The organism is Streptomyces sp. NBC_01235 (assembly GCF_035989285.1).
Classification (GTDB): Bacteria; Actinomycetota; Actinomycetes; order Streptomycetales; family Streptomycetaceae; genus Streptomyces.
The window spans coordinates 10,433,409-10,453,720 of the sequence record NZ_CP108513.1; the positions used below are offsets into that span (position 1 = coordinate 10,433,409).

Consider the following 20,312-nt stretch of genomic DNA (forward strand, 5'->3'; position numbering starts at 1 on the left):
AACCGGATGAGAGGCATCAACTGGTGAGCGAGAAAAGAGAGTTGTCGACGTTGCTGCCCGTAGCACCGACCGAGGGGCGGTTGCACCCGCTGGGCCTGGACGAGGTCAGGATCACCGGAGGCTTCTGGGCCCGGCGCCGGGAGATCAACGCCACCGCCACACTCGCCCACTGCCGCGACTGGATGGAACGCGTCGGCTGGATCGGCAACTTCCGGGCCGCCGTCGAGGGCAGGATCCAACGGGACCGGCGGGGCCGTGAGTTCGCCGACTCCGACGTCTACAAGCTCCTCGAAGCCATGGTCTGGGAGACCGGACACGGCCTCGATCCCATGCTCACACAGTCCATCGCCGCCGCCCAGGAACCGGACGGCTATCTGAACACCGCCTTCGGCCGCCCCGGTCAGCAGCCCCGCTACAGCGACCTCGAATGGGGCCACGAGCTGTACTGCTACGGGCACTTGATCCAGGCGGGCGTGGCCCAGATCCGTACCGAAGGCGACGGTGAGCTGGCGAAGATCGCCCAGCGCGCCGCTGATCATGTCTGCGCCACCCTCGGCCGGGGCGGCATCGAACGGGTCTGCGGGCACCCGGAGATCGAGACGGCCCTGGTCGAACTGGCCAGGGCGACGGGGGAGCAGCGCTACCTCGACCAGGCCGCCCTGTTCGTCGAGCGCCGCGGCCGCGGCACCCTCGCCGACCCCGAGTTCGGCCGCGCCTACTACCAGGACGACCTGCCCGTCCGGCAGGCCACGGTGCTGCGCGGCCACGCCGTGCGCGCCCTCTACCTCGCGGCCGGCGCCGTCGACGTCGCCGTGGAGACCGGCGACGAGGAGCTGCTCGCCGCCGTCGTACGGCAGTGGGAGGCGACCGTCGCCCGCCGCACCCACCTGACCGGCGGCATGGGCTCGCACCACCGGGACGAGTCCTTCGGCGACGACTTCGTCCTCCCGCCGGACCGCGCCTACTCGGAGACCTGCGCAGCGGTCGCCTCCGTGATGCTCAGCTGGCGGCTGCTGCTCGCCACCGGCGAGCCACGCTTCGCCGACCTGGCGGAGCGGACCCTGTTCAACGTGGTCGCGACCTCGCCGTCCGAGGACGGCAGGGCCTTCTTCTACGCCAACACCCTGCACCGGCGACGCCGCGGCACCGTACCGCCCGCCGACGCAGAGAGCCCGCGCGCCGAGTCGGGCCTGCGCGCCCCCTGGTTCGCGGTGTCCTGCTGCCCGACCAACGTCGCCCGCACCCTGGCGCTGCTTCCCGCGTACCTGGCGACGACGGACGACCACGGCATCCAACTGCACCAGTACGCCGACGCCGAGATCACCACCTCCCTCACCGGCGGCCACCGCGTCGCGCTGAGCGTACGCACCGACTACCCCTCGGGCGGGAGCGTGACGGTACGGATCGTCCGGTCCCCGGACCGCCCGTGGACCCTGTCGCTGCGCGTCCCCGCGTGGACCGAGGGCGCCACCGCACGGCTCGTCGACCCCGACGGCGTACACCGTGCCGTCACCCCGGGCACGGTCACGGTGACCCGGCTCTTCCGGCCCGGGGAGGAGATCCGGCTCGAACTGCCCATGGCGCCGCGCTGGATCGGGCCCGACCCGCGCATCGACGCCGTACGCGGCACCCTTGCCGTCCAGCGCGGGCCGCTGGTGTACTGCGCCGAGTCCGTGGACCTGCCGGACGGCCACGAGGTCGACGTCGTACGGGTGGATCCGTCCGCCGAGCCGCAGGACGGGCCGGACGGGACCGTAGTGGCCCCCGGTGAACTCGCCACCGAACAAGGAGAACCGCCCGAGGCCCCCTGGCCGTATCAGCCGCTCGACCGGGCCGCCGAGCCCGCCGCCGAGCCCGCCGGCATCGTCCTGGTGCCCTACCACTCCTGGGCGAACCGAGGGCCCTCGACGATGCGCGTGTGGCTGCCGACGACGTCCCCACCGCCGACCGCACCCCCCGGGAGGTAACCGACCGGTATGCCGGGCCGGGGACATTCGAACTGAAGGGAACCGCGACAGGCACCACCCACCGCGCCACGGCCACCGGCACCGTGACCGCCGACCCCGGGTGAGGGCCGGGGCACGAGCACAACCGTCCATGCCGACCGACGCCCCCACGATCGGAGACCGAGCATGTCCCAACCCCCCACTCGCCGCCACCTGTTGAGGCTGGCCGCCGGGACCGCGGCCGCCGTCCCGCTCCTGCACGCGACCCCGGCGGCTGCCCGTGCCGCCACCGTGGCCGCGCAGCCCACGGTCACGTCGACCTCGCTCCCGACCACCGCGGCCCCGGCACCCGTTCCGCCGACCTGGGCGGTACAACCGTTCCCACTGGACCAGGTGACCCTCGGCGACGGCGTCTTCCGCCGCAAGCGGGACCTGATGCTCGACTACGCCCGGGCGTACCCCGCCGATCGCATCCTGGCGGTCTTCCGGGCCAACGCCGGGCTCGACACCCGAGGCGCCCTGCCGCCGGGCGGCTGGGAGACCTCCGACGGCAACCTGCGCGGCCACTACGGCGGCCACTTCCTGACCCTCGTCTCCCAGGCGTACGCGGACACACGCGAGGCCGCGCTGAAGACCAAGCTCGACCACCTCGTGGCCGCGCTCGGCGAGTGCCAGCAGGCGCTGGCCGAGCACGGCTCGCCGAAACCGAGCCACCCCGGCTACCTGGCGGCCTACCCGGAGACCCAGTTCATCCTGCTGGAGAGCTACACGACCTACCCCACCATCTGGGCGCCCTACTACACCTGCCACAAGATCATGCGCGGTCTCCTCGACGCGTACACCCTGGCCGGGAACGCGCAGGCCCTCGCCATCGCCTCGAAGATGGGCGACTGGGTGCACAGCCGGCTCGGCCGGCTGCCCAAGGAGCAGCTGGAGCGCATGTGGTCGATCTACATCGCCGGTGAGTACGGCGGGATGAACGAGGTGCTGGCGGACCTGTACGCCCTCACCGGACGCGCGGAGCATCTCGCCGCCGCCCGCTGCTTCGACAACACCGCGCTGCTGGACGCCTGCGCCGGTGACCGGGACATCCTGGAGGGCAGGCACGCCAACCAGCACATCCCCCAGTTCACCGGCTATGTGCGGCTGTTCGACCATACGGGGTACGAGGAGTACGCGGCGGCGGCCCGCAACTTCTGGGGCATGGTCGCGGGCCCCCGGACGTACAGCCTGGGCGGCACGGGCCAGGGCGAGATGTTCCGGGCCCGGGGCGCCATCGCGGCCACCCTGGGCGACAACAACGCCGAGACCTGTGCCACGTACAACATGCTCAAGTTGAGCCGGCAGTTGTTCTTCCACGAGCCGACCCCCGCCTACATGGACTACTACGAGCGGGGTCTGACGAACCACATCCTGGCCTCTCGCCGGGACGCGCCCAGCACGGACAGCCCGGAGGTCACCTACTTCGTCGGCATGGGGCCGGGGGTGGTGCGCGAGTACGACAACACCGGCACCTGCTGCGGCGGCACCGGCATGGAGAACCACACCAAGTACCAGGACTCGGTCTACTTCCGTTCCGCGGGCGGCGACGCGCTGTACGTCAACCTCTACATCGCCTCGACCCTGCGCTGGCCGGAGCGGGGGCTCGTCATCGAGCAGACGAGCGCCTACCCGGCCGAGGGGGTCCGCACGCTGACGTTCCGTGAGGGCGGCGGCCCGCTCGACCTGAAGCTCCGGGTTCCGTCCTGGGCCACGGCAGGATTCACCGTCACCGTCAACGGGGTCCGGCAGCGGGTCCGGGCGGTGCCCGGCAGCTACCTCACCCTGAGCAGAAGCTGGCAGCGCGGCGACCGGGTCACGGTCACCGCCCCCTACCGCCTGCGCATCGAACGGGCGCTGGACGACCCCACCGTCCAGTCGCTGTTCTACGGGCCGGTGCTGCTGGTGGCGCGGAGCCCGTCGACGGACTTCCGGCGGTTCTCCTTCTACAAGGACTTCACGCTGCGGGGCGACCTGGCCGACGCGGTCCGCCCCGAGGGCCGTCCCCTGCACTTCACCACGCACGGCCTGACCCTGGCCCCGTTCCACCTGGCGGACGACACCCGCTACCACGCCTATTTCAGGCGCGCGGAGCCGGTCGTCGTGTTCGGTACGACCGACTCGGGCGTACCGAACCGTGCCCGCGGTGACCGCCTGACCTTCCTCGACGTCCTCTGGGCGCAGGCGCCGTTCGCGAGCTCGGCCCGTTTCGTGGAAGCGGTCCGCACCCTTGCCGACGCGTGGCTGTCCGACGGCCTGTTCACCCGGACCGAACGCGACCGCGTCGTCGCGGCGGCCGCCGGCGCCGGCCCGAGACGCTGATCCCGAGTGAGACGCACGTCACGTCCGTCCGGCTCGGCCGCCTGTCACATTCCGCCGGAGCGTTCCGTCAGTGCTGTGTAAGCGTCCACACGGCAAGGAGATCATCATGGAAGCGCGTCTCAACTTCTACGGCAACCCCCTCGCGGCCACCCTCGTGAAGCACTTCGGCGCTGCGGGCAAGGCCGTCACGGACTCGACACTGCCGACCGCGACCGGGAATCTGGTGCTGCTGCGGGCCAGCCAGATCAACGGCTGCGGCTTCTGCACCGACATGCACACCAAGGACGCCATACACGCCGGGGAGACCTCGGTACGCCTCAATCTGGTCGCGGCCTGGCGCGAGGCCACGGTGTTCACCGACGCCGAGCGGGCCGCCCTGGAGCTGACGGAGCAGGGCACCCGTATCGCCGACGCGGCCGGCGGCGTCCCCGACGAGGTCTGGGCGAACGCCGCCAAGTACTACGACGAGGAGCAGCTCACCGCCCTGGTGGCGCTCATCGCGATCATCAACGCCTACAACCGCCTGAACGTCATCATCCAGCAGCCCGCCGGCGACTATCAGCCGGGCCAGTTCGGCTGAGAGGCGACGCCGGCCGGCCTCACGAACGCCGTAGGAGGACGGGAGCGGAAGGCGGCTCACCCGGTCACCGGTCCACGGGGACGGGCGAGCCGCCTTCGCGCTTCAAGGCCTCCCGCCCGTTGGTAACAGCTGTTACCGTCTGCGTATGGCGAAGACACAGTTGGGTGCGCGCGTCGACGACGAGATCGCGGAGCTGGCCAGGGCCCGGGCCAGGGACCGCGGCCTGCCCCTCGGCGACTACATCGCCGCCCTCGTGCGGGAGGACGTCGACGGACTGCGTCAGCGCGGCCTGGACGCGGCCCGGCGCTTCCTCGACGAGCACCAGGGCGTCTTCGACGAGGCCGAGGACGCCGACCGGCACGCCCCGGGCGCGCACGCCGCCTGATGGACCTCCACATCGACGTCCCCTGGATCCTGCAGGTCGCGGAGATCGCGGGCGCGGCGGATCCGGCCCCCGACGACTACGGCGTGCCGGTGGCGGCGGTCGCCTGCCACCGCGCCGAACTGCTCGAACAGCCCATCTACGACGGTCCCTACGCCCGCGCCGCCGCCCTCGTGCACGTACTCGGCCGCTGCCGCTGGCTCGACCGTTCCAACATGGCCGTCGCCGCGGCCACGGGCGTGATGTACCTGGAGGCCTCCGGGATCCCGGTGAAGCCCGCCCGCGAGGACGCGGTGGCCCTGCGCGACCTGCTGCGGGACCCCGCCTGCACGGCCGCGGGAATCGCCGCCCTCCTGCGCGGCTGGCCGCGAACCACCTGAGCCGCCTCAGCCCCCATGGCTTCACGGAACGTCCACATGACCACACGTGAACTTTAGGTTTCAAGCGCTACGCTCGTCGGCAGTTCGAGTGGCCGAGGAAGCCCACACACCGCCGCTCGCATTCCCCCCATGCACAGGAGACGCGCGTGCGCGACGGCGACGTAGTGGTGATCGGCGGCGGCTACGCGGGCGTCCGGCTGGCCAAACGACTGGACGCGACGGCGCGGGTCACGCTGGTGGACCGCAAGGAGGTCTTCTTCCACCGCATCGCCTCGCTGCGCGCCGGCGTCCGCCCGGACTGGTCGGTCACCCCCTTCATCCCGTACGACCGACTGCTGCGCGACGGCCGGGTGGTCGTGGGCAAGGCGATCCGCATCGACACCGCCGAGCGGCAGGTCGCGCTGGCGACGGGGGAGCGACTCCCCTACGACGTGGTGGTGATCGCCACCGGAGCCGACTACCCCGAACCGGCCCGCTTCACCGGCACCACCACCGAGGAGACCCTCAAGTCCTTCGCCGGCCACCAGCGCAGGGTCGCCGCCGCCGAGCACGTCCTCGTCGTCGGCGGCGGGCCCTCCGGCGTCGAACTCAGCGCGGAGATCCGCCTGGCCCGGCCGGACGCCCGGGTCACGCTCGCCCACGCGGGGACGACGCTGCTGCACTCCACCGGCAGCGAGCGGGCCGGGCGCAAGGCGCTGGCCTGGCTGGAGTCCCACGACGTGCAGGTCCGCCTCGACTCGTTCATGTCCCCCGGCAACGACTTCGGCACCTACCGCGACGCGCGCGGCGACATCATCGACGCCGACCTCTCCTTCTGGGCCACGGGCACCACGCCCAACACGCTCTGGCTGCGCCTGGCCGGACACGGCGACTGGCTGAACGCCGCCGGGCACGTCAAGGTCGACCGGCGGCTCCGGGTCGGTGGGCGGCCGGACGTGTTCGCCGTCGGCGACGTGAACGACGCCACCGAGCTCAAGATCACCCCCGCCGCGCTCGCCCAGGCCGACCTCGCCGCCCACAACATCCGCGTCCACCTGCAGAACTCCGGCAGGCACCGCAGGGAGCCCCGCCTCTACCGGCCGATCCAGCGCACCCCGCTGATCGTGCCCTTCGGCCCGGCCGACGGAGTGACCGTGCTGCCCGTGCCGGGCGGTGAGAGCGCGGTGCTCGGCGGTCGCACCTCCGTGCTGGCCAAGGCGAAGACCCTCATGACCCCGTACATGAGGCGCCAACTCGGGTACACCGCCACCTGACGCACCCATCGGTCGGGCGCTCCCGTCGCCTGCGGCCGCTTTTGGCCGAAACGGCACGCGGGGGTTTAGCAAGCGCTCTCAACTGCCCTGAACCGAAAGAAAGTTCGCCTAGGTTGGGCCTCTGATCACCAACGTACCTGTGCAGGAGGCTTTGCTGTGTCGGACTCCATCTCCCAGACCACCGAGACCGCCGGAACACCCGGCCGGATCGACACGTCCAAGCCGCACTCGGCCAGGTTCTGGAACTACTTCGTCGGAGGCAAGGACAACTACGAGGTCGACCGCGAGATAGGGGACCACATCAAGGAGATCTTCCCCGGCCTTGTCGACGTCGCGGTCACCAGCCGGCACTTCCTGGGGCGCGCGGTGCGCCATCTGGCCGGCGAGCAGGGCATCCGCCAGTTCCTGGACGTGGGCACCGGCCTGCCCACCGCCGACAACACCCACCAAGTGGCCCAGCGCGTCGCCCCGGACGCCCGGATCGTCTACGTCGACAACGACCCCGTCGTACTCGCCCACGCGAACGCCCTGCTGACGAGCACGCCGGAAGGCAAGACCGCCTATCTGGACGCGGACCTGTACGACCCGGAAGCCGTCCTGGCAGCCGCCGCGGGCACCCTCGACTTATCCCAGCCGGTCGCCCTGATGATCCTCAACACGCTGGGCCATGTCGGCGACTACGAGCAGGCGCGCGACCTCGTCCGGCGGCTCATGGCCGGGCTGCCCTCGGGGAGCCACCTGGTCATCAGCGACAGCACGGCCACCAGCGAAGGCATGATCGCCGCGTCGGAGGCGTACAACGCGAGCGGCGCCGTACCCTACTACGTGCGCGGCATCGAGGAGATCGGCGGCTTCTTCGAGGGCCTGGAACTGGTGGAACCGGGGATCGTCCAGGTGCCGAAGTGGCGTCCGAACCCCGATGATTCGGCCAACTTCACCGGCGCTGTCGACGCCTACTGCGGCGTGGGGCGCAAGCAGTAGCCGCACCGGGCCCCGGCTCGGATACTGGGCGCATGGGATTCGCCGTCTTCGTGACCTTGCCCGGGCTGGTCATTCTGCTCACCGCCGTGGCCTTCGCCGACCAACTGCTCCTCCGTGCCGGGCGGGCCGGATGGCTGCCCTGGCGGAACAGCGTCCGGCAGGGCCAGATATCGGCGACCGGGTTCGAGCAGCTCCATGCGAGCTTCTCGCCGGGGAAGCAGAGTGAACTGAAGGAGCGCCAGTCCGCACTGGTGATGCGCGACGACGAGGAGGACGGCGCGCCGCCGCACCGGACGACGGTGGACCTGGAGGAAGGATTCGCGGTCGTTCGGATGCCCCGCGCCGACCGGTAGCCGTGACGCGGCGGGCCGGGCTCAGACTCGGGTTCCGGCGCAACAGCCCAGCCACATGAGCCCAGCCACATGAGCCCCGGCGAACCCGCCCGCCTTCCCTCTAGAGTCCTGATCATGGAGAACAGGACGCTGGGGCGAACGGGCAGGCAGGTCGGGGTCGTCGGGCTCGGGGCCTGGCAGCTCGGCGACGGCTGGGGGCAGGTCGACGAGGCGGACGCGCTCGGCACGCTGCGGGCGGCGATCGAATCGGGCGTGACCTTCATCGACACCGCCGACGAGTACGGGGACGGCCGCAGCGAGCAGGTCATCGGCACACTGCTGCGCTCGTACGGCCGGGCGGGCGCGGGTCAGCCGACCGTGGCGACCAAGATGGGCCGGCGCGTGGCCCAGGACCCGGCGAACTACAGCGCCGCCAACTTCCGTGCGTGGACAGACCGTTCGCGGCGCAACCTCGGGGTCGAGCGGCTCGATCTGGTGCAACTGCACTGCCCGCCGGGCCCGGTGTACGCGAGCGACGCGGTGTTCGACGCCCTCGACGCGCTGGTCGAGGACGGCACCGTCGCGGCGTACGGCGTCAGCGTCCGCACCTGTGAGCAGGCGCTGGCCGCCATCCGCCGCCCGAACCTCGCCACGGTCCAACTCGTCCTGAACGCCTTCCGGACCAAGCCGCTGGAACAGGTGCTGCCCGCCGCGGCGGAGGCAGGCGTCGGCGTCATCGCGCGCGTGCCCCTGGCCAGCGGGCTGCTCTCGGGGCGGTACACGGCCGACACCGTCTTCGGCGCGGACGACCACCGCACCTACAACCGGCACGGGGAGGCCTTCGACGTCGGCGAGACCTTCTCCGGCGTGGACTACGCGACCGGCCTGACGGCGGTGGAGCGGCTCCGCCCGCTGGTGCCCGAGGGCGTGACGTTGGCTCAGTTCGCGCTGCGCTGGATCGTCGACCAGGAAGCGGTGAGCGTGGTCATCCCCGGCGCCCGCAACGCCCGGCAGGCACACGCGAACGCCGCCGCGGCCGCGCTGGCGCCCCTGGACCAGGACACGCACAAGGCCGTACAAGAGGTCTACGACGAGCTGATCCGCCCCCAGATCCACCACCACTGGTGAGACACCGGGCCGACCACCGCGCGCTCCTTCACACCACGGCCGGCCGGGACGGCATCCCCTCGTCCCCGTCGCTCCGGCGCGAGCCGCCGTTCCGTATGAGGGGGAGGGCGTCGAGGTACTGGGGCGGGAGGTCGAACGCGTCGGTGAGGGTGGTGAGGTGGGGCTGGAGGCTGTGGGTGAGGGCGTCGATGGTGGCGGGCAGCTGGTGGACGTGGTGGGGGGCGATGTGGTCGTCGGCGAGGAGCGTCCCGGTGTGGGGGGCGAGATGCGTGAGGAGGAAGAGGGTGGTGAGTTCGGTGAGGAGCTGGTGCGTGGGCTGATGGCTGGTGTGGGCGAGCGTGGCCAGGAGGGTGTCGGCCGCACGGACGGTGGTGTGCGCGTGGGCTCTCTGGAGGGCGGGCGTCGAGGCCGTGTTCCAGCGGGCCTGGGGATCGTGGGCGGGGCCGTGACGGAGCGCGCTGTGGGCCTGGGCGTGGAAGGCGTGCTCGGTGTGGGCGAGGAGGTTGCGGAGGTAGCGGGGGTTGGTGAGGTGGGGCGGACCGGGGTCGGCGATGGGCGCGGCCGGCGGATGGTGGAGGAGTTCGGCGGCCGCCTTGGTGGTGATGAGGAGGTTGTCGCCCTCGGCGGTGATGGTCCCTTCCACGTACTCGGGGAAGCCGGCCAGGTGGTTGGCGGGAAGGAGGCCCTGTGCTCCGCAGCGCTCGCGGGCTTCGAGGGTGATCGTGCGGGCCTGCCAGGTGATCCAGGCCTTGGTGAGGGCGATGAGACGCTCGACGTGGTCGCGGTCGTCGGCGGTCCGACGGCTCCATTGAGCGGTGAGGGAGCGGTGGAGCAGGGTCATGGCATAGGCGGTGGCGACGGCTTCGAGGAGCCTGCTGTGGTGGGTGCGGTGCGTGTTGATGGGGATGCGCCGCCCCGGCCGGGACCCGCTGACATGGCGCTGGTTGCCGTACTGGACGGCGATTGCGAGAGCGGCCCGCGAGGCGCCGATCGCTGCGGCGCTCATGCAGAGTTTGCCGGCGGTGACGCGGGCGATGGAGGTCAGGAAGCGTTTACGGCGGTTGCCGAGCACGCTGGTGAGGGTGTTGTCGGGGTTGAGCCGACCGTGTTCGCCCTGGAGCAGCGCCTGGCGGGGGAGGGGGAGATGGTCGAACGAGGTGAGGCAGTGGTCGACGGGGGCGTTCGGGCGGAGCGGGAGGGGGGTGATGGTGATGTGGGGCAGGGGGCCGTTGTGGTCGGTGAGCGGGGTCAGAAAGAGGAAGACGCCCTGGTCACGGCCGTCGATGAGGAGGCGGGCGGCGACGACGGCGGACTTGGGGCCGCCGAGGGTGCTGGTGTTGGGCATGAACTTGGCGGCGCCGGGGTGGGGGGTGTGGAGGATGAAGCCGCCGGTCTCGGGATCGAGGTGGGCGGTGGTCTCCAGGGCGGGAGCGTCGTTGCCGTGGTCGACCTCGGTGCACAGGAAGGTGCCGGTGCGCTGGAGGGCGGTGAACTCGGCGAGGTCTCTCGGCGGGCTGTTGTCGTGGTCCAGAAGGCTGCCGAGAAAGAGGTTGTAGTGGATGCTGGCGACGGTGGTCAGCCCTCCGCCTCCGTCGACGATCGCCGCCCACTCGTGAAGGGCGGTGAGGAGGGCCGGGTCGGCGGCGAGGGCTTCGGGGTCGCCGAGGGTGTCGTTGACCAGGCGCAACCAGGCATAGGACTGCGCGGCACGCTGTTCGGGGGTGAGGTCGGGCTGATGGCGGAAGGTGTCCTGGGCGATGAGGCGGCGCCATGGCGCGTGGACGCGTTCCCGCTCGCCGTCCTGGTCGAACAGCAGCCGGGTCAGTTCGCGGGCCGTCGCGGCGGCCCGCACCGAGTCGTCAGGGGGTGGGCTGTGAGCGGCCGCGTCCCCGATCGGGCCATGGGCGGCGGCGTCCCCGGCCGGGTCCGGCGGGGAGACCTGGCCTGGGGCGTGGTCGGCACGGTGCGGCCCGGTGGGGCGCTCTCCGCTGTGGAATGCCAGAAGGGCCATGACCCTCTCCCCGTTGTCGCAGATCCGGAAGCTGGATGTCTGGATGTGCAGTGAGCCAGAAGATACGGACCTACCGGTTTTCTTATCAAGTCAGAAATCGGCAAACTGTGGCAGCGCTGATTGGCGAGATTTGAGGGGTGCCTGGGCCGGAAGAGCGGAACAGTTACGCCTGGTGTGATCAGGGGCCGGCGGGAAACGGGAGGCGGGGCGGGAACTCCGGCAGGGATTCCGGGGATTGTGCCGGTGAGCGCCGCTCGGGGCGCTGAGGGGCGGAGGGCTGCGGGGCGTGGGGCGCGGCGCCCGCGAGGTGGCAGGAGACAGACCTGCCGGTATATTTTCCGGAGCCGGAATCACGGGGAGCTACCTCGGAGGTGGGGGCGTGGCGCTGCAGGAACGGGCCGTACGGACGAGGCGGGCAGTCCTCGTCGCGGCCGCGGCGGTGTTCGCGGAGGTCGGGTACGAGGCGGCGACGATCGCGGAGATCCTGGCCCGGGCCGGGGTGACCAAGGGGGCTCTGTACTTCCATTTCTCCTCCAAGGAGGAGCTCGCGCAGGCTGTTCTGGCCAGCCAGCTGGAGGCGGTTCCGGCCGTGCCCGCACGGGAGTTGATGCTCCAGCAGGGACTGGACGAGGCGTTCGTGCTCGCCCATCTGCTGTCGGTGGGTGATCCGCTGGTCCAGGGGAGCATCCGGCTGACGGTGGATCAGGGGATGCCCAGTGACAAGCTGGACCGGCGGCTGCCGATGAGCGGGTGGATCGCTCACAACGCGGACGTGCTGGGGCGGGCGAAGGAGAAGGGCGAACTGCTGCCGCATGTCGACGTGGCCGCCGCCGCGTGCATGTTCGTGGGGGCGTTCACGGGCGTACAGGTGCTGTCCAAGATCATGACGGGGCACGCGGACCTGCCGGAGCGGGTGGCGGACCTTCAGCGCCATCTGATGGCGGGGATCGCGGTGCCGGCGGTGCTTCTGCAGCTGGATACGGCTCCGGACCGGGGCGCCAGGGTCTACGAGGAGGCAGTGAAGGCCAGTTGGGGGGCGGGGGCGACTCAGGCGGCCGGTTGATCGCCCCACCGGCGGGAGGCCGGTGGCGGTGTGGTGGCGGTCGGGTGGTGAGGCGGTGGTTGGGTTCGGGGCGGCTGGGGGAGTGGTGGGGGTGAACGGTCGTCCGGGGCGTCGTCGTGCGTCCTGGGCGGGGAGGGCGGGGGAAGCCCCTTTCTCCTGGGCAAGCGCAAATGCCGATGTGTGCAAGACGAACCCAGGGAGTACGACGATGGATACGACTGCCTGCCCTTATGCCCTGGACGTGACGGGGCGTGATCTCGCCGGAGAGGCGGCGATGCTGCGGGCCAAGGGACCGGCTGTCCAGGTGGAGTTGCCGGGCGGTGTGGTGGCCTGGGCGGTGGTGCGGCAGCAGTACGTGGAGCGGCTGCTGACCGATTCGAGAGTGTCGAAGGACGCGCGCCTGCACTGGCCCGAGTTCATCGAGGGGAGGATCACCCAGGAGTGGCCGCTGTATCCGTGGGTTGCCAACGAGAACATGCTGTTCGCCTACGGTGCCTCGCACACCCGACTGCGCAGGCTGGTGGCGGGGGCGTTCACCGCGCGGCGCTCGGAGGCGATGCGGCCGCGGGTCGGGCAGCTCGCGGCTGAACTCGTCGACGGGCTCGCGGCGACCGATCAGGGCGCGCCGATCGACCTGCGGGCCTCGTTCGCCGAGCTGCTGCCCATGCGCGTGATCTGTGAGCTGTTCGGGGTCGCGCAGGGCGAGGCCACCGATGCCCTGTGCACAGCGCTGCACACGGTGTTCGGTACGACTATCAGCGGGCAGGAGATCGAGGCGGCGCGGCTGGAGGCCTTCGTGCTGCTGTCGGAGCTGGTGAAGGCCAAACGGGCCGAGCCCGGCGACGATCTGACGTCGTTGCTGATCGAGGCCCGCGACCAGGACGACCGGCTCAGCGAGGAGGAGCTGCTGGGCACCCTCTTCCTCATGATCGCCGGCGGCCAGGACACCACCGCCGCCCTGATCACGAACGCGGTGGGGGCGCTGCTGCGGTGGCCCGAGCAGTTGGACCACGTGCGGGCGGGGCGGGCGACCTGGCAGGACGTGGTCGCCGAGACCATGCGGGTGCACACCCCCGGGGCCTACTCGCCGATGCGGTTCGCCGTCGAGGACATCGACCTGGACGGAGTGCTGATCCGCAAGGGCGAGGCCATCCTCGTCTCCTTCGCGGCCGGAGGCCAGGACCCCGAGCGCTACGGACCGCACGCCGACCGGTTCGACGTCCTGCGCAAAGACCGCGACAGCCTCGGCTTCGGCCACGGACCTCACCGCTGCATGGGAGCCCCGCTCGCCGGGGTGGAGGCGGAGAGCGCCTTCGCCGCGCTCTTCGAACGCTTCCCCCGGATGGAACTCGCCTGCGCGCCGGAGGAACTCCTGCCGCTGCCCAGCTTCCTGATGAACAGTTACCGGTCGCTTCCCGTGCTGCTCGCTCCCGCGCACGCCTGACCAGGGACCCATCTCGCCCGCCAGACGAGCGTTTTCGCCCGGGTGACGCTGCCGGACCGCCCGGTCCGGCAGCGCCCTCATCGGCGGCGTCCGCGCAAGGCAGACCGCAACGGGTGGACAGCAGACGAACAGGCCCGCACCGAGGCTAAAAATACCGAACGCGCGGTTTACTCCGGGGTGTTCCTGATGGGATGCTCTCCACGTTTCGGCGGGGCGCAGGGCGCGGCCTTGCGTTGTCCGTGCGGGCCGGGTGGGGGAGGAAGGCATGATGGTCAGGCAGGCACGGGCGGTTCGCACGCGCCAGTCCCTCGTCCGTGCGGCGGCCGAGGTGTTCGCCGCCGAAGGCTACGCGCGGGCGTCGCTTCCCGCCATCAGCGAACGGGCCGGTGTCAGTACCGGGGCCCTGCATTTCCATTTCGCCAGCAAGGACGACCTCGCCGCGGCGGTGGAGAGATCGGCGGCGGACTCCGTGGAGAAGCTGGCGGAGCGCTGTCGCAGCGGGGCGGACACGCTGCTGCAGTCACTCGTGCACACGGCCAGCAGCCTGCTGCTGGCGGTGGTCGCCGATCCCGTGATCAGGGCGGGTTTCCGGCTGAGCGATGATCCCTCCCGCAAGAACGGGGCGCAGATGCTGCGCTGGTGGCAGGCGTGGGTGCACGATCTCGTCGTCCAGGCACAGAACGAGGGGGAGCTCGCGCAGGACGTCTCGGCCGAGGCCGCGGCGACCGTGATCGTGGCGGCGACGGCCGGATTCGAGGTGCTGGGCTCGGCGGACCGCGAGTGGCTGTCGGCGGAGCGCATGACGCAGTTGTGGACGTTCGTCCTGCCACGGCTGGCGGCCTCACCGGACCCGGCTCCGTTCCTGTCGGAAATCGGCGCGGCCGTGGACGAACGGACGGAACAGGCTCGGACGGCGTAGATCACGGAGTGTCTTCGGGATCCTCCCGGCCGTCGTCGAGCAGGGTCCGCAGGAGCTCCTCGTCGTCGGGGCCGAGGCCGGAGACGAAGCGGGCCAGGACGGTGGCGCGCTTCTCGTCCCTCGTAGTCGCCATGACTGCAGCCCGCTCGGCGCCGAGCGGGACACGCCGTCGGGCCTGGCCGGGTCCGGAGACCTGGCATGATCAACAGCAGTCCGTTCCGCTGTGAGGCTGGAGCCGCCGATGGATGCGACCGAGTCAGGGCATGCCGCGCGCGTGTCCGCGTACGCGGCCGTGGGAGCACGGCTGTCCCTCCTCGGCGACCGTCGGCTCGCGGACGCGGTGACCGCGGCTCCGAGTCTCGGTTCCGGCATCGGCGGAAGATCGGCGCAGATGGACGTCGAGGGGACACGCGTCTTCGTCAAGCGGGTCCCGCTGACGGACGTCGAGTTGCGACCTGAGCACGTGCGGTCGACCGCCAACCTGTTCGATCTTCCCCTCTTCTACCAGTACGGGGCGGGGTCGGCCGGGTTCGGTGCCTGGCGTGAGCTGGCCGCGCACATCATGACCACCGGCTGGGCGCTGACGAACCAGTACGCGGGTTTCCCGCTGCTGTACCACTGGCGGGTTGTGCCGGACAGCGCACCGGCCGGCTTCGTCGACGGGCTCGGGGGCGTCGAAGGGGCCGTCGCGCACTGGGAGGGCTCGCCGGCCGTGCGCCGCCGACTGGAGGCGATCGGAAGCTCCTCGTTCAGCCTGGTGCTGTTCCTGGAGTACGTGCCCCACACGCTCGCCGCCTGGCTCGGCGAGGCCCGGGAAGCCACCTGGCGGGGACCGGACGGCGAGTCGTCCTATCGGTGGGCCGAGGACGCGCTGGTGCGGGGGACGGAGTTCATGAGCACGCGCGGACTGGTCCACTTCGACGCGCACTTCGCCAACCTCCTCACCGACGGCCGACAGGTGTACTTCGCGGACTTCGGGCTCGCGTCGAGCCGTGACTTCGACCTTTCGGCGGCGGAGGACGCCTTCCTCACCGACCACCTGGTGTACGACCGCTCCTACGCACCGAGCCATCTGCTGCGCCATCATCTGCCGGACGAGGTGCGCGGTGGCACCGAACACGGTGCGTTCCTGCGTGCATGGGCCGACGGTCACCGGCCCGACGGGGTTCCGTCCGACATCGGCGCGCTCTTCGACCGTCACGCCCCCCACGCGGTCGTTCTGGACGGCTTCCACCGCAGACTGCTCACACAGAGCAAACGCACTCCCTTCCCCGCAGCCGAGATCCGTCGGGCCCTGGCGAGGACATCAGCGCCAGGGCGGTGAGAGCGCCGTCGTGGATTCCCTTGCACACGGCGGTACTGACGGAGCGTTGTGGACGACGCGCGAAGCCTTCGGTGCCCTGCCGAGCCGCCGACGTGCTGCGCTGGGTGCCCGACGACGGCTCGGGCGACGGCTGACGAGCCGTGGCGGCCCTGCCCGAGCGGCTGTCCGCCTGTGGCATGGGCCCGTGACGGGCGGTGTGACCTGCGTCCCGTCCCACCGGTCCGGTCGGCATCCGTCCGGGACCGCGCGGGACTGGGTGCGGTACGCCGATGCCGTGGTCGTCGGCCGGGCCGTACGGGAGCGGGAGGGTGTGTGGGAGGCTGGGTGGGAGGAACCGGCGGTCGGAGCGTAGCGGAACCCGCTTCAGCGGACCGTCGAACTGACCCTGCAGGCCGAGCCGTTCAGCTCCGGTACTCGCTCCCGTCCCTCCGTCGGGGCTTCCTCGACCATGCAGCCGCGGGCTGGAAGGTGCTCCGCGCCGATGGCAACGACCGGTGTCCCGGACCTGACCGGCGGCGCCCCGCGCGTCACTCCTAAATCCTCACGGACATCAAAGACCCTTTGTCGCACGGTAGTTGACGGCATGTGGCCACGATGCGCTCCGCTATGCTCACCCCCGTTCGAACGAACGACGGCCGGCGGGCGTCCAGTCCACCGGGAAGGAAACGTGAGAGAGCGCGTGACATCCGGAGATGGCGATCACCAGGCGGCGACACGTTCGGAACGCGGCCCGGAACCACTGATCGCCGGTCGGTATCTGCTCCACGAGGTCCTCGGCAGAGGCGGCATGGGCACGGTGTGGCGCGCCCACGACCAACTGTTGGACCGCCCGGTCGCGGCCAAGGAACTGCACATCCTCACGCACGGCGACGAGGAGCACCGCATACGGGTGCGTCGCGCGATCCGTGAGGCGCGCGCGGTCGCCCGGGTGCCGCACCCTCACGTGGTCGGCGTCCACGACCTGGTCGAGTCCGAGGACCGGCTGTGGATCGTCATGGAACTCGTCGAGGGGCCCTCGCTGGCCCACCGAATCGCCGAGACCGGACCGCTCACACCACAGCACACGGCCGTCCTCGGTCTGCAACTGCTCGACGCGCTGGAAGCCGTGCACGCGGCCGGCACTCTGCACCGTGACGTCAAACCCGCCAACGTGCTGCTGCGCCGCGACGGCAGCGCCGTCCTCACCGACTTCGGCATCGCGGCCCTGGACGACGGCGAGTTCCTCACGACCACCGGCGAACTGGTCGGCTCCCTCGACTTCATGGCGCCCGAGCGGGTGATGGGATCGGAGGTCGGCCCGGCCTCCGACCTGTGGTCGCTGGGCGTGACCCTCGCCACGGTCTGCGGCGGGCAGCCCCCGTTCCGCAGGCCGGCACGGCCCGCGACGCTGCACGCGGTGGCGTATGAGGAACCGCTTCTGTCGGAGCGACTCGGCCCGCTGCGCCCGGTCGTCGAGGCGCTGCTGCGCAAGTCCCCCGACGAGCGCCCTTCGGCGGCCAGTGCGCGTTCCGCGCTGCGGCGCGTCGCGGCGGGTGAGGCGGACGCCGGACCACTGCCGTCGGCGACTGTGCGCGTGTTCGCGCCCTCCTACCCGTCGGCCGACGCGGACACGGTGACCAGTGGCCAGGAACGGCTCGTCCCGGCCGGGACGAGCGGGCCGACGGCCCTGCACACCACCTCACTCGGGCCCGCGCCCGGGCAGTCGTCCCGCCCGAGGGGGCGGAAGCGGCTGTGGTGGGCACTCGCCGGTACAGCGGCCCTGGCGGCGGGCGTGGCCGGCGGTCTTTTCGTCGCCGGGGTACTGCCGCTCAAGAAGGACCCGAAGACGACGACCACCACTCAGGTCGTCCAGTCCACGACCGGGTGGCAAGGGGTGACCGGGGTGTCCGTGCGGCGGGGAGACCGGGTCACCGTGCGGTTCACCTCGGGAGCGTGGACGGTTGACTACCGGAACAAACCCATGACCGGCCCGGCCGGTTACGACGCGAACACCGACAAGTCGCTGGACGGCGCGAAGAGTTGCAAGATCAAGCCCACGGCGCCGTTCGGCACCCTGCTCGCGCGTCTCTCCGGTGAGCGGAATCTCCCTGTCCACACCGTCGGGCGGAAGCTGACCTTCCGCGCCGCCGGCAAAGGCACCCTGCAACTGGCGATCAACGACGCCGAGGCCTGCGTGCAGGACAACAGCGGCGCACTGGCCGTGCAGGTGAGCGTCACGCACCAACCATGACGGGCGGCCGCTGAGCACCGTTCGCGCCGCTCGGGGGCCCGGGTGTCACAGCCTGAGCGCGCCGGTCACCACCGCCGCCACGCCGATGACCAGAAGGATGATCACCGTGCCGACGGCCTGCGCGTTGGCACGGCGGTCGGCCGCGAGGTCGAGCGTGTGGACGGTGAGGTCGCAGGGGGCGTAGTGGATGGTGAGGTCGCGGCCGAGGGACAGACCCGGCTTGGGGATGCCGTCGCGGGAGAGGACGGTGACGTGGACGCCCTCGCGGGTGGTGAAGGTGACGACGGGGGCGTGGTTGACGATCTCGCCGCCCTCCGCGTCGGTGTAGACGTCCTTGGTGACAGCCACGACACGCGCCGGGACGGCTGCCGCCGAGGCCAGCAGGGCGTCGCGGGTACGGGCCGTGCGGATGTCGGGGCTGAGCGCGGCCACGGCGGTGAGCAGGGAACCGAAGCCGAGCAGCGCCCATGGCCAGCCGCCGACGACGGTCGCGTGGATCGCCAGCCCGAGGAGGAGCAGCGCGACGGTGCAGTCCGGGACGACCCGGCCGTTCTTCTCGTCCGGGTTGAGGAGCACGATGCGGTACCGGTGCGGCTTCCCGGGCGGGTAGCGGACGTCGACCTCTCGGCCCACCCAGGCTTCCTTGACCGCGTCGCCGTGCCTGCCGTCGTTCGGCAGGACGAACTCCTGCCCGGTGGCCGGGTCCTGGAACGCGACCGTCACCGGTATGCCCGGCCTCTCGGAGGTGCCGTGCTCCGGCAGCCCCACCTCCACGATCCGTGCTGTCAGCCAGACCGCTCGCTGGGCCCGGGTCAGCCCGGCCAGCGAGAGCCCGTAGCCGAGCAGTACCACCCCCACGGGCACCACCCACCACAGCTCCAGCAGGTCGTACACGCTCATCCGCGCCTCCTCTCTCGACTCTCAGAGCTCGACACGGAACAGCCTGCGGTCCCGGTCCACCACCGCCGCGAGCCGAAGGCTCACGCGCAGGGCGGGATGCCGTGAGCGCTTCCAGGTCGTCTCGAAGGCCCCGCACCCCGGCCCACCGATGCGCAGACCGACGACGAAACCGGTCGACTCCCCGTCAGCCCAGTCGGTCAGGCTGGTGACCTCGGCCGTGGCCACGACCCCGACGGCGTCGAGCCGCCGGTTGTCCTCCCGTTCGACGTCGATGTGGGCCCGGAGGGCGATGCCCAGGGGCGTGCAGAGCGGAGTGAACAGGATGCCCGCGAGCAGGAGGCCGGCACCGGCGACGACGCCGAGGCCCAGCATGACCGGGCCGCACAGGCACAACCCCGAGGCGGTCACGTACAGGAACAGGGCATCGAACGGACCGACCCTCGACACCTGCTTCGGCTCGGGACCGACCGCGTCGTCCGTCACCTCACGGCTCCGGTCTCTCGGCCACGCTCGGGCACGTCCGCCGGCGCACACAGGCCGGGGAGCCGGTGTTCGTCGTACGGCGTGGTGTGTCGTCCGCCGGACCTGACGATGATCGTCGGCCTGCGGAACCGTCCTGACGGGAACCGTCTCGGGGTCACGGTGCCACGCCGTCCCCGGCGTAGAGGTAACCGCCGGGCCGGCCGGGATCGGCGACCAGCAGTACCTGGTCGCCGGCGCGGGGTATCCGCAGCTTGGAGACGATGGTCTGGAGGGTGATCGGGGCGGCGGCCCCGGACGGCTGGAGGACCAGGTCCACGACCGGGTCGTGGTTGACCAGCTTGCCGGTGTCGCTGATCGACACGACGGCGGCGGGTGTGGTCGGTGCCCCCGCGGCGAGCAACTGCTGTACCCCGAGGCCGGAGTTGTACGCGCCGATCGACTGCTGGACCCTTGCGAAGTCCTCGGCGCCGAGGAACGCGCGTGTGGTGCGTCCGTAGAACCCCTTGCCGCCGGCCACCTGGTCGACGATCTCGGCGGTCCGTTCCTCGCGGCTCCTGCGCCTTCCGAAGATTCCCATGGCGTTCTTCCCTTCCGG

At 71.3% G+C, this 20,312-nt stretch carries 19 protein-coding genes; 14 read left to right on the forward strand and 5 right to left on the reverse strand.

The window, feature by feature from the left end; all coding sequences use genetic code 11:
* Positions 1 to 23: 23 nt before the first annotated feature.
* The 9 genes from OG289_RS46795 (at position 24) to OG289_RS46835 (ending at position 9,343) form a co-directional block, all read left to right on the forward strand.
* Complete coding sequence (locus OG289_RS46795; protein WP_327320108.1) at positions 24 to 1,967, forward strand: glycoside hydrolase family 127 protein; 1,944 nt, start codon at positions 24 to 26, stop codon at positions 1,965 to 1,967.
* A gap of 165 nt (positions 1,968 to 2,132) precedes the next feature.
* Complete coding sequence (locus OG289_RS46800; protein ID WP_327320109.1) at positions 2,133 to 4,307, forward strand: glycoside hydrolase family 127 protein; 2,175 nt, start codon at positions 2,133 to 2,135, stop codon at positions 4,305 to 4,307.
* A gap of 106 nt (positions 4,308 to 4,413) precedes the next feature.
* Positions 4,414 to 4,887, forward strand: a complete 474-nt coding sequence (locus OG289_RS46805; protein ID WP_327320110.1) for a carboxymuconolactone decarboxylase family protein — start codon at positions 4,414 to 4,416, stop codon at positions 4,885 to 4,887.
* A 145-nt stretch (positions 4,888 to 5,032) separates the two neighbouring features.
* A complete protein-coding gene (locus OG289_RS46810; RefSeq protein ID WP_327320111.1) occupies positions 5,033 to 5,272 on the forward strand; it encodes a hypothetical protein in 240 nt (79 codons plus the stop codon).
* Positions 5,272 to 5,649, forward strand: coding sequence for a fic family toxin-antitoxin system, toxin component (locus OG289_RS46815; RefSeq protein ID WP_327320112.1), 378 nt, complete (start codon positions 5,272 to 5,274; stop codon positions 5,647 to 5,649). Before OG289_RS46810 ends, OG289_RS46815 begins: the two co-directional genes overlap by 1 nt.
* Positions 5,650 to 5,795: 146 nt before the next feature.
* Positions 5,796 to 6,902 (forward strand): NAD(P)/FAD-dependent oxidoreductase, encoded by a 1,107-nt coding sequence (locus OG289_RS46820; RefSeq protein ID WP_327320113.1) that lies wholly within the window; start codon positions 5,796 to 5,798, stop codon positions 6,900 to 6,902.
* A 156-nt stretch (positions 6,903 to 7,058) separates the two neighbouring features.
* Positions 7,059 to 7,883, forward strand: a complete 825-nt coding sequence (locus tag OG289_RS46825; RefSeq protein ID WP_327320114.1) for an SAM-dependent methyltransferase — start codon at positions 7,059 to 7,061, stop codon at positions 7,881 to 7,883.
* A gap of 32 nt (positions 7,884 to 7,915) precedes the next feature.
* A complete protein-coding gene (locus tag OG289_RS46830) occupies positions 7,916 to 8,236 on the forward strand; it encodes a DUF6191 domain-containing protein (RefSeq protein ID WP_327320115.1) in 321 nt (106 codons plus the stop codon).
* 114 nt (positions 8,237 to 8,350) lie between these two features.
* Positions 8,351 to 9,343, forward strand: coding sequence for an aldo/keto reductase (locus tag OG289_RS46835; protein ID WP_327320116.1), 993 nt, complete (start codon positions 8,351 to 8,353; stop codon positions 9,341 to 9,343).
* 28 nt (positions 9,344 to 9,371) lie between these two features.
* On the opposite strand, the gene OG289_RS46840 is transcribed toward OG289_RS46835, so the two are convergent.
* A complete protein-coding gene (locus OG289_RS46840; RefSeq protein WP_327320117.1) occupies positions 9,372 to 11,354 on the reverse strand; it encodes an acyl-CoA dehydrogenase family protein in 1,983 nt (660 codons plus the stop codon).
* Positions 11,355 to 11,733: 379 nt separating this feature from the next.
* Here OG289_RS46840 and OG289_RS46845 point away from each other — a divergent pair, with 379 nt between their 5' ends.
* From OG289_RS46845 to OG289_RS46855, 3 genes are all read left to right on the forward strand, one after another.
* Complete coding sequence (locus OG289_RS46845; protein WP_327320118.1) at positions 11,734 to 12,417, forward strand: ScbR family autoregulator-binding transcription factor; 684 nt, start codon at positions 11,734 to 11,736, stop codon at positions 12,415 to 12,417.
* Positions 12,418 to 12,625: 208 nt separating this feature from the next.
* Entirely contained in the window at positions 12,626 to 13,861 is a 1,236-nt protein-coding gene (locus OG289_RS46850) for a cytochrome P450 family protein (RefSeq protein ID WP_327320119.1), read from the forward strand.
* A gap of 265 nt (positions 13,862 to 14,126) precedes the next feature.
* Positions 14,127 to 14,780, forward strand: coding sequence for a ScbR family autoregulator-binding transcription factor (locus OG289_RS46855; protein ID WP_327320120.1), 654 nt, complete (start codon positions 14,127 to 14,129; stop codon positions 14,778 to 14,780).
* 1 nt (position 14,781) lies between these two features.
* Here the strand turns inward: OG289_RS46855 and OG289_RS46860 are convergent, their stop codons facing one another.
* Positions 14,782 to 14,913 carry a hypothetical protein gene (locus OG289_RS46860; RefSeq protein ID WP_327320121.1) on the reverse strand — a complete coding sequence of 44 codons (132 nt, stop codon included), beginning with the start codon at positions 14,911 to 14,913 and terminating at the stop codon, positions 14,782 to 14,784.
* Between the two features lie 108 nt (positions 14,914 to 15,021).
* Here OG289_RS46860 and OG289_RS46865 point away from each other — a divergent pair, with 108 nt between their 5' ends.
* Together OG289_RS46865 and OG289_RS46870 are read left to right on the forward strand one after the other, a co-directional pair.
* On the forward strand, positions 15,022 to 16,104 hold the full coding sequence (locus OG289_RS46865) for a serine/threonine-protein kinase (protein ID WP_327320122.1): 1,083 nt from the start codon (positions 15,022 to 15,024) through the stop codon (positions 16,102 to 16,104).
* 679 nt (positions 16,105 to 16,783) lie between these two features.
* Positions 16,784 to 18,334 carry a serine/threonine-protein kinase gene (locus OG289_RS46870; protein ID WP_327320123.1) on the forward strand — a complete coding sequence of 517 codons (1,551 nt, stop codon included), beginning with the start codon at positions 16,784 to 16,786 and terminating at the stop codon, positions 18,332 to 18,334.
* A gap of 45 nt (positions 18,335 to 18,379) precedes the next feature.
* Here the strand turns inward: OG289_RS46870 and OG289_RS46875 are convergent, their stop codons facing one another.
* The 3 genes from OG289_RS46875 to OG289_RS46885 form a co-directional block, all read right to left on the reverse strand.
* Positions 18,380 to 19,234, reverse strand: coding sequence for a DUF3592 domain-containing protein (locus tag OG289_RS46875; RefSeq protein ID WP_327320124.1), 855 nt, complete (start codon positions 19,232 to 19,234; stop codon positions 18,380 to 18,382).
* 21 nt (positions 19,235 to 19,255) lie between these two features.
* Positions 19,256 to 19,717, reverse strand: a complete 462-nt coding sequence (locus tag OG289_RS46880) for a hypothetical protein (protein ID WP_327320125.1) — start codon at positions 19,715 to 19,717, stop codon at positions 19,256 to 19,258.
* Positions 19,718 to 19,871: 154 nt separating this feature from the next.
* Positions 19,872 to 20,294, reverse strand: coding sequence for a hypothetical protein (locus tag OG289_RS46885; protein WP_327320126.1), 423 nt, complete (start codon positions 20,292 to 20,294; stop codon positions 19,872 to 19,874).
* Positions 20,295 to 20,312 lie beyond the last annotated feature (18 nt).

Coding starts and splice junctions, on each gene's coding strand:
- OG289_RS46800 (WP_327320109.1), top strand. CDS start 2,133: ATGTCCCAACCCCCCACTCGCCGCCACCTGTTGAGGCTGGCCGCCGGG.
- OG289_RS46805 (WP_327320110.1), top strand. CDS start 4,414: ATGGAAGCGCGTCTCAACTTCTACGGCAACCCCCTCGCGGCCACCCTC.
- OG289_RS46810 (WP_327320111.1), top strand. CDS start 5,033: ATGGCGAAGACACAGTTGGGTGCGCGCGTCGACGACGAGATCGCGGAG.
- OG289_RS46815 (WP_327320112.1), top strand. CDS start 5,272: ATGGACCTCCACATCGACGTCCCCTGGATCCTGCAGGTCGCGGAGATC.
- OG289_RS46830 (WP_327320115.1), top strand. CDS start 7,916: ATGGGATTCGCCGTCTTCGTGACCTTGCCCGGGCTGGTCATTCTGCTC.
- OG289_RS46835 (WP_327320116.1), top strand. CDS start 8,351: ATGGAGAACAGGACGCTGGGGCGAACGGGCAGGCAGGTCGGGGTCGTC.
- OG289_RS46840 (WP_327320117.1), bottom strand. CDS start 11,354: ATGGCCCTTCTGGCATTCCACAGCGGAGAGCGCCCCACCGGGCCGCAC.
- OG289_RS46850 (WP_327320119.1), top strand. CDS start 12,626: ATGGATACGACTGCCTGCCCTTATGCCCTGGACGTGACGGGGCGTGAT.
- OG289_RS46855 (WP_327320120.1), top strand. CDS start 14,127: ATGATGGTCAGGCAGGCACGGGCGGTTCGCACGCGCCAGTCCCTCGTC.
- OG289_RS46860 (WP_327320121.1), bottom strand. CDS start 14,913: ATGGCGACTACGAGGGACGAGAAGCGCGCCACCGTCCTGGCCCGCTTC.
- OG289_RS46865 (WP_327320122.1), top strand. CDS start 15,022: ATGGATGCGACCGAGTCAGGGCATGCCGCGCGCGTGTCCGCGTACGCG.
- OG289_RS46875 (WP_327320124.1), bottom strand. CDS start 19,234: ATGAGCGTGTACGACCTGCTGGAGCTGTGGTGGGTGGTGCCCGTGGGG.
- OG289_RS46885 (WP_327320126.1), bottom strand. CDS start 20,294: ATGGGAATCTTCGGAAGGCGCAGGAGCCGCGAGGAACGGACCGCCGAG.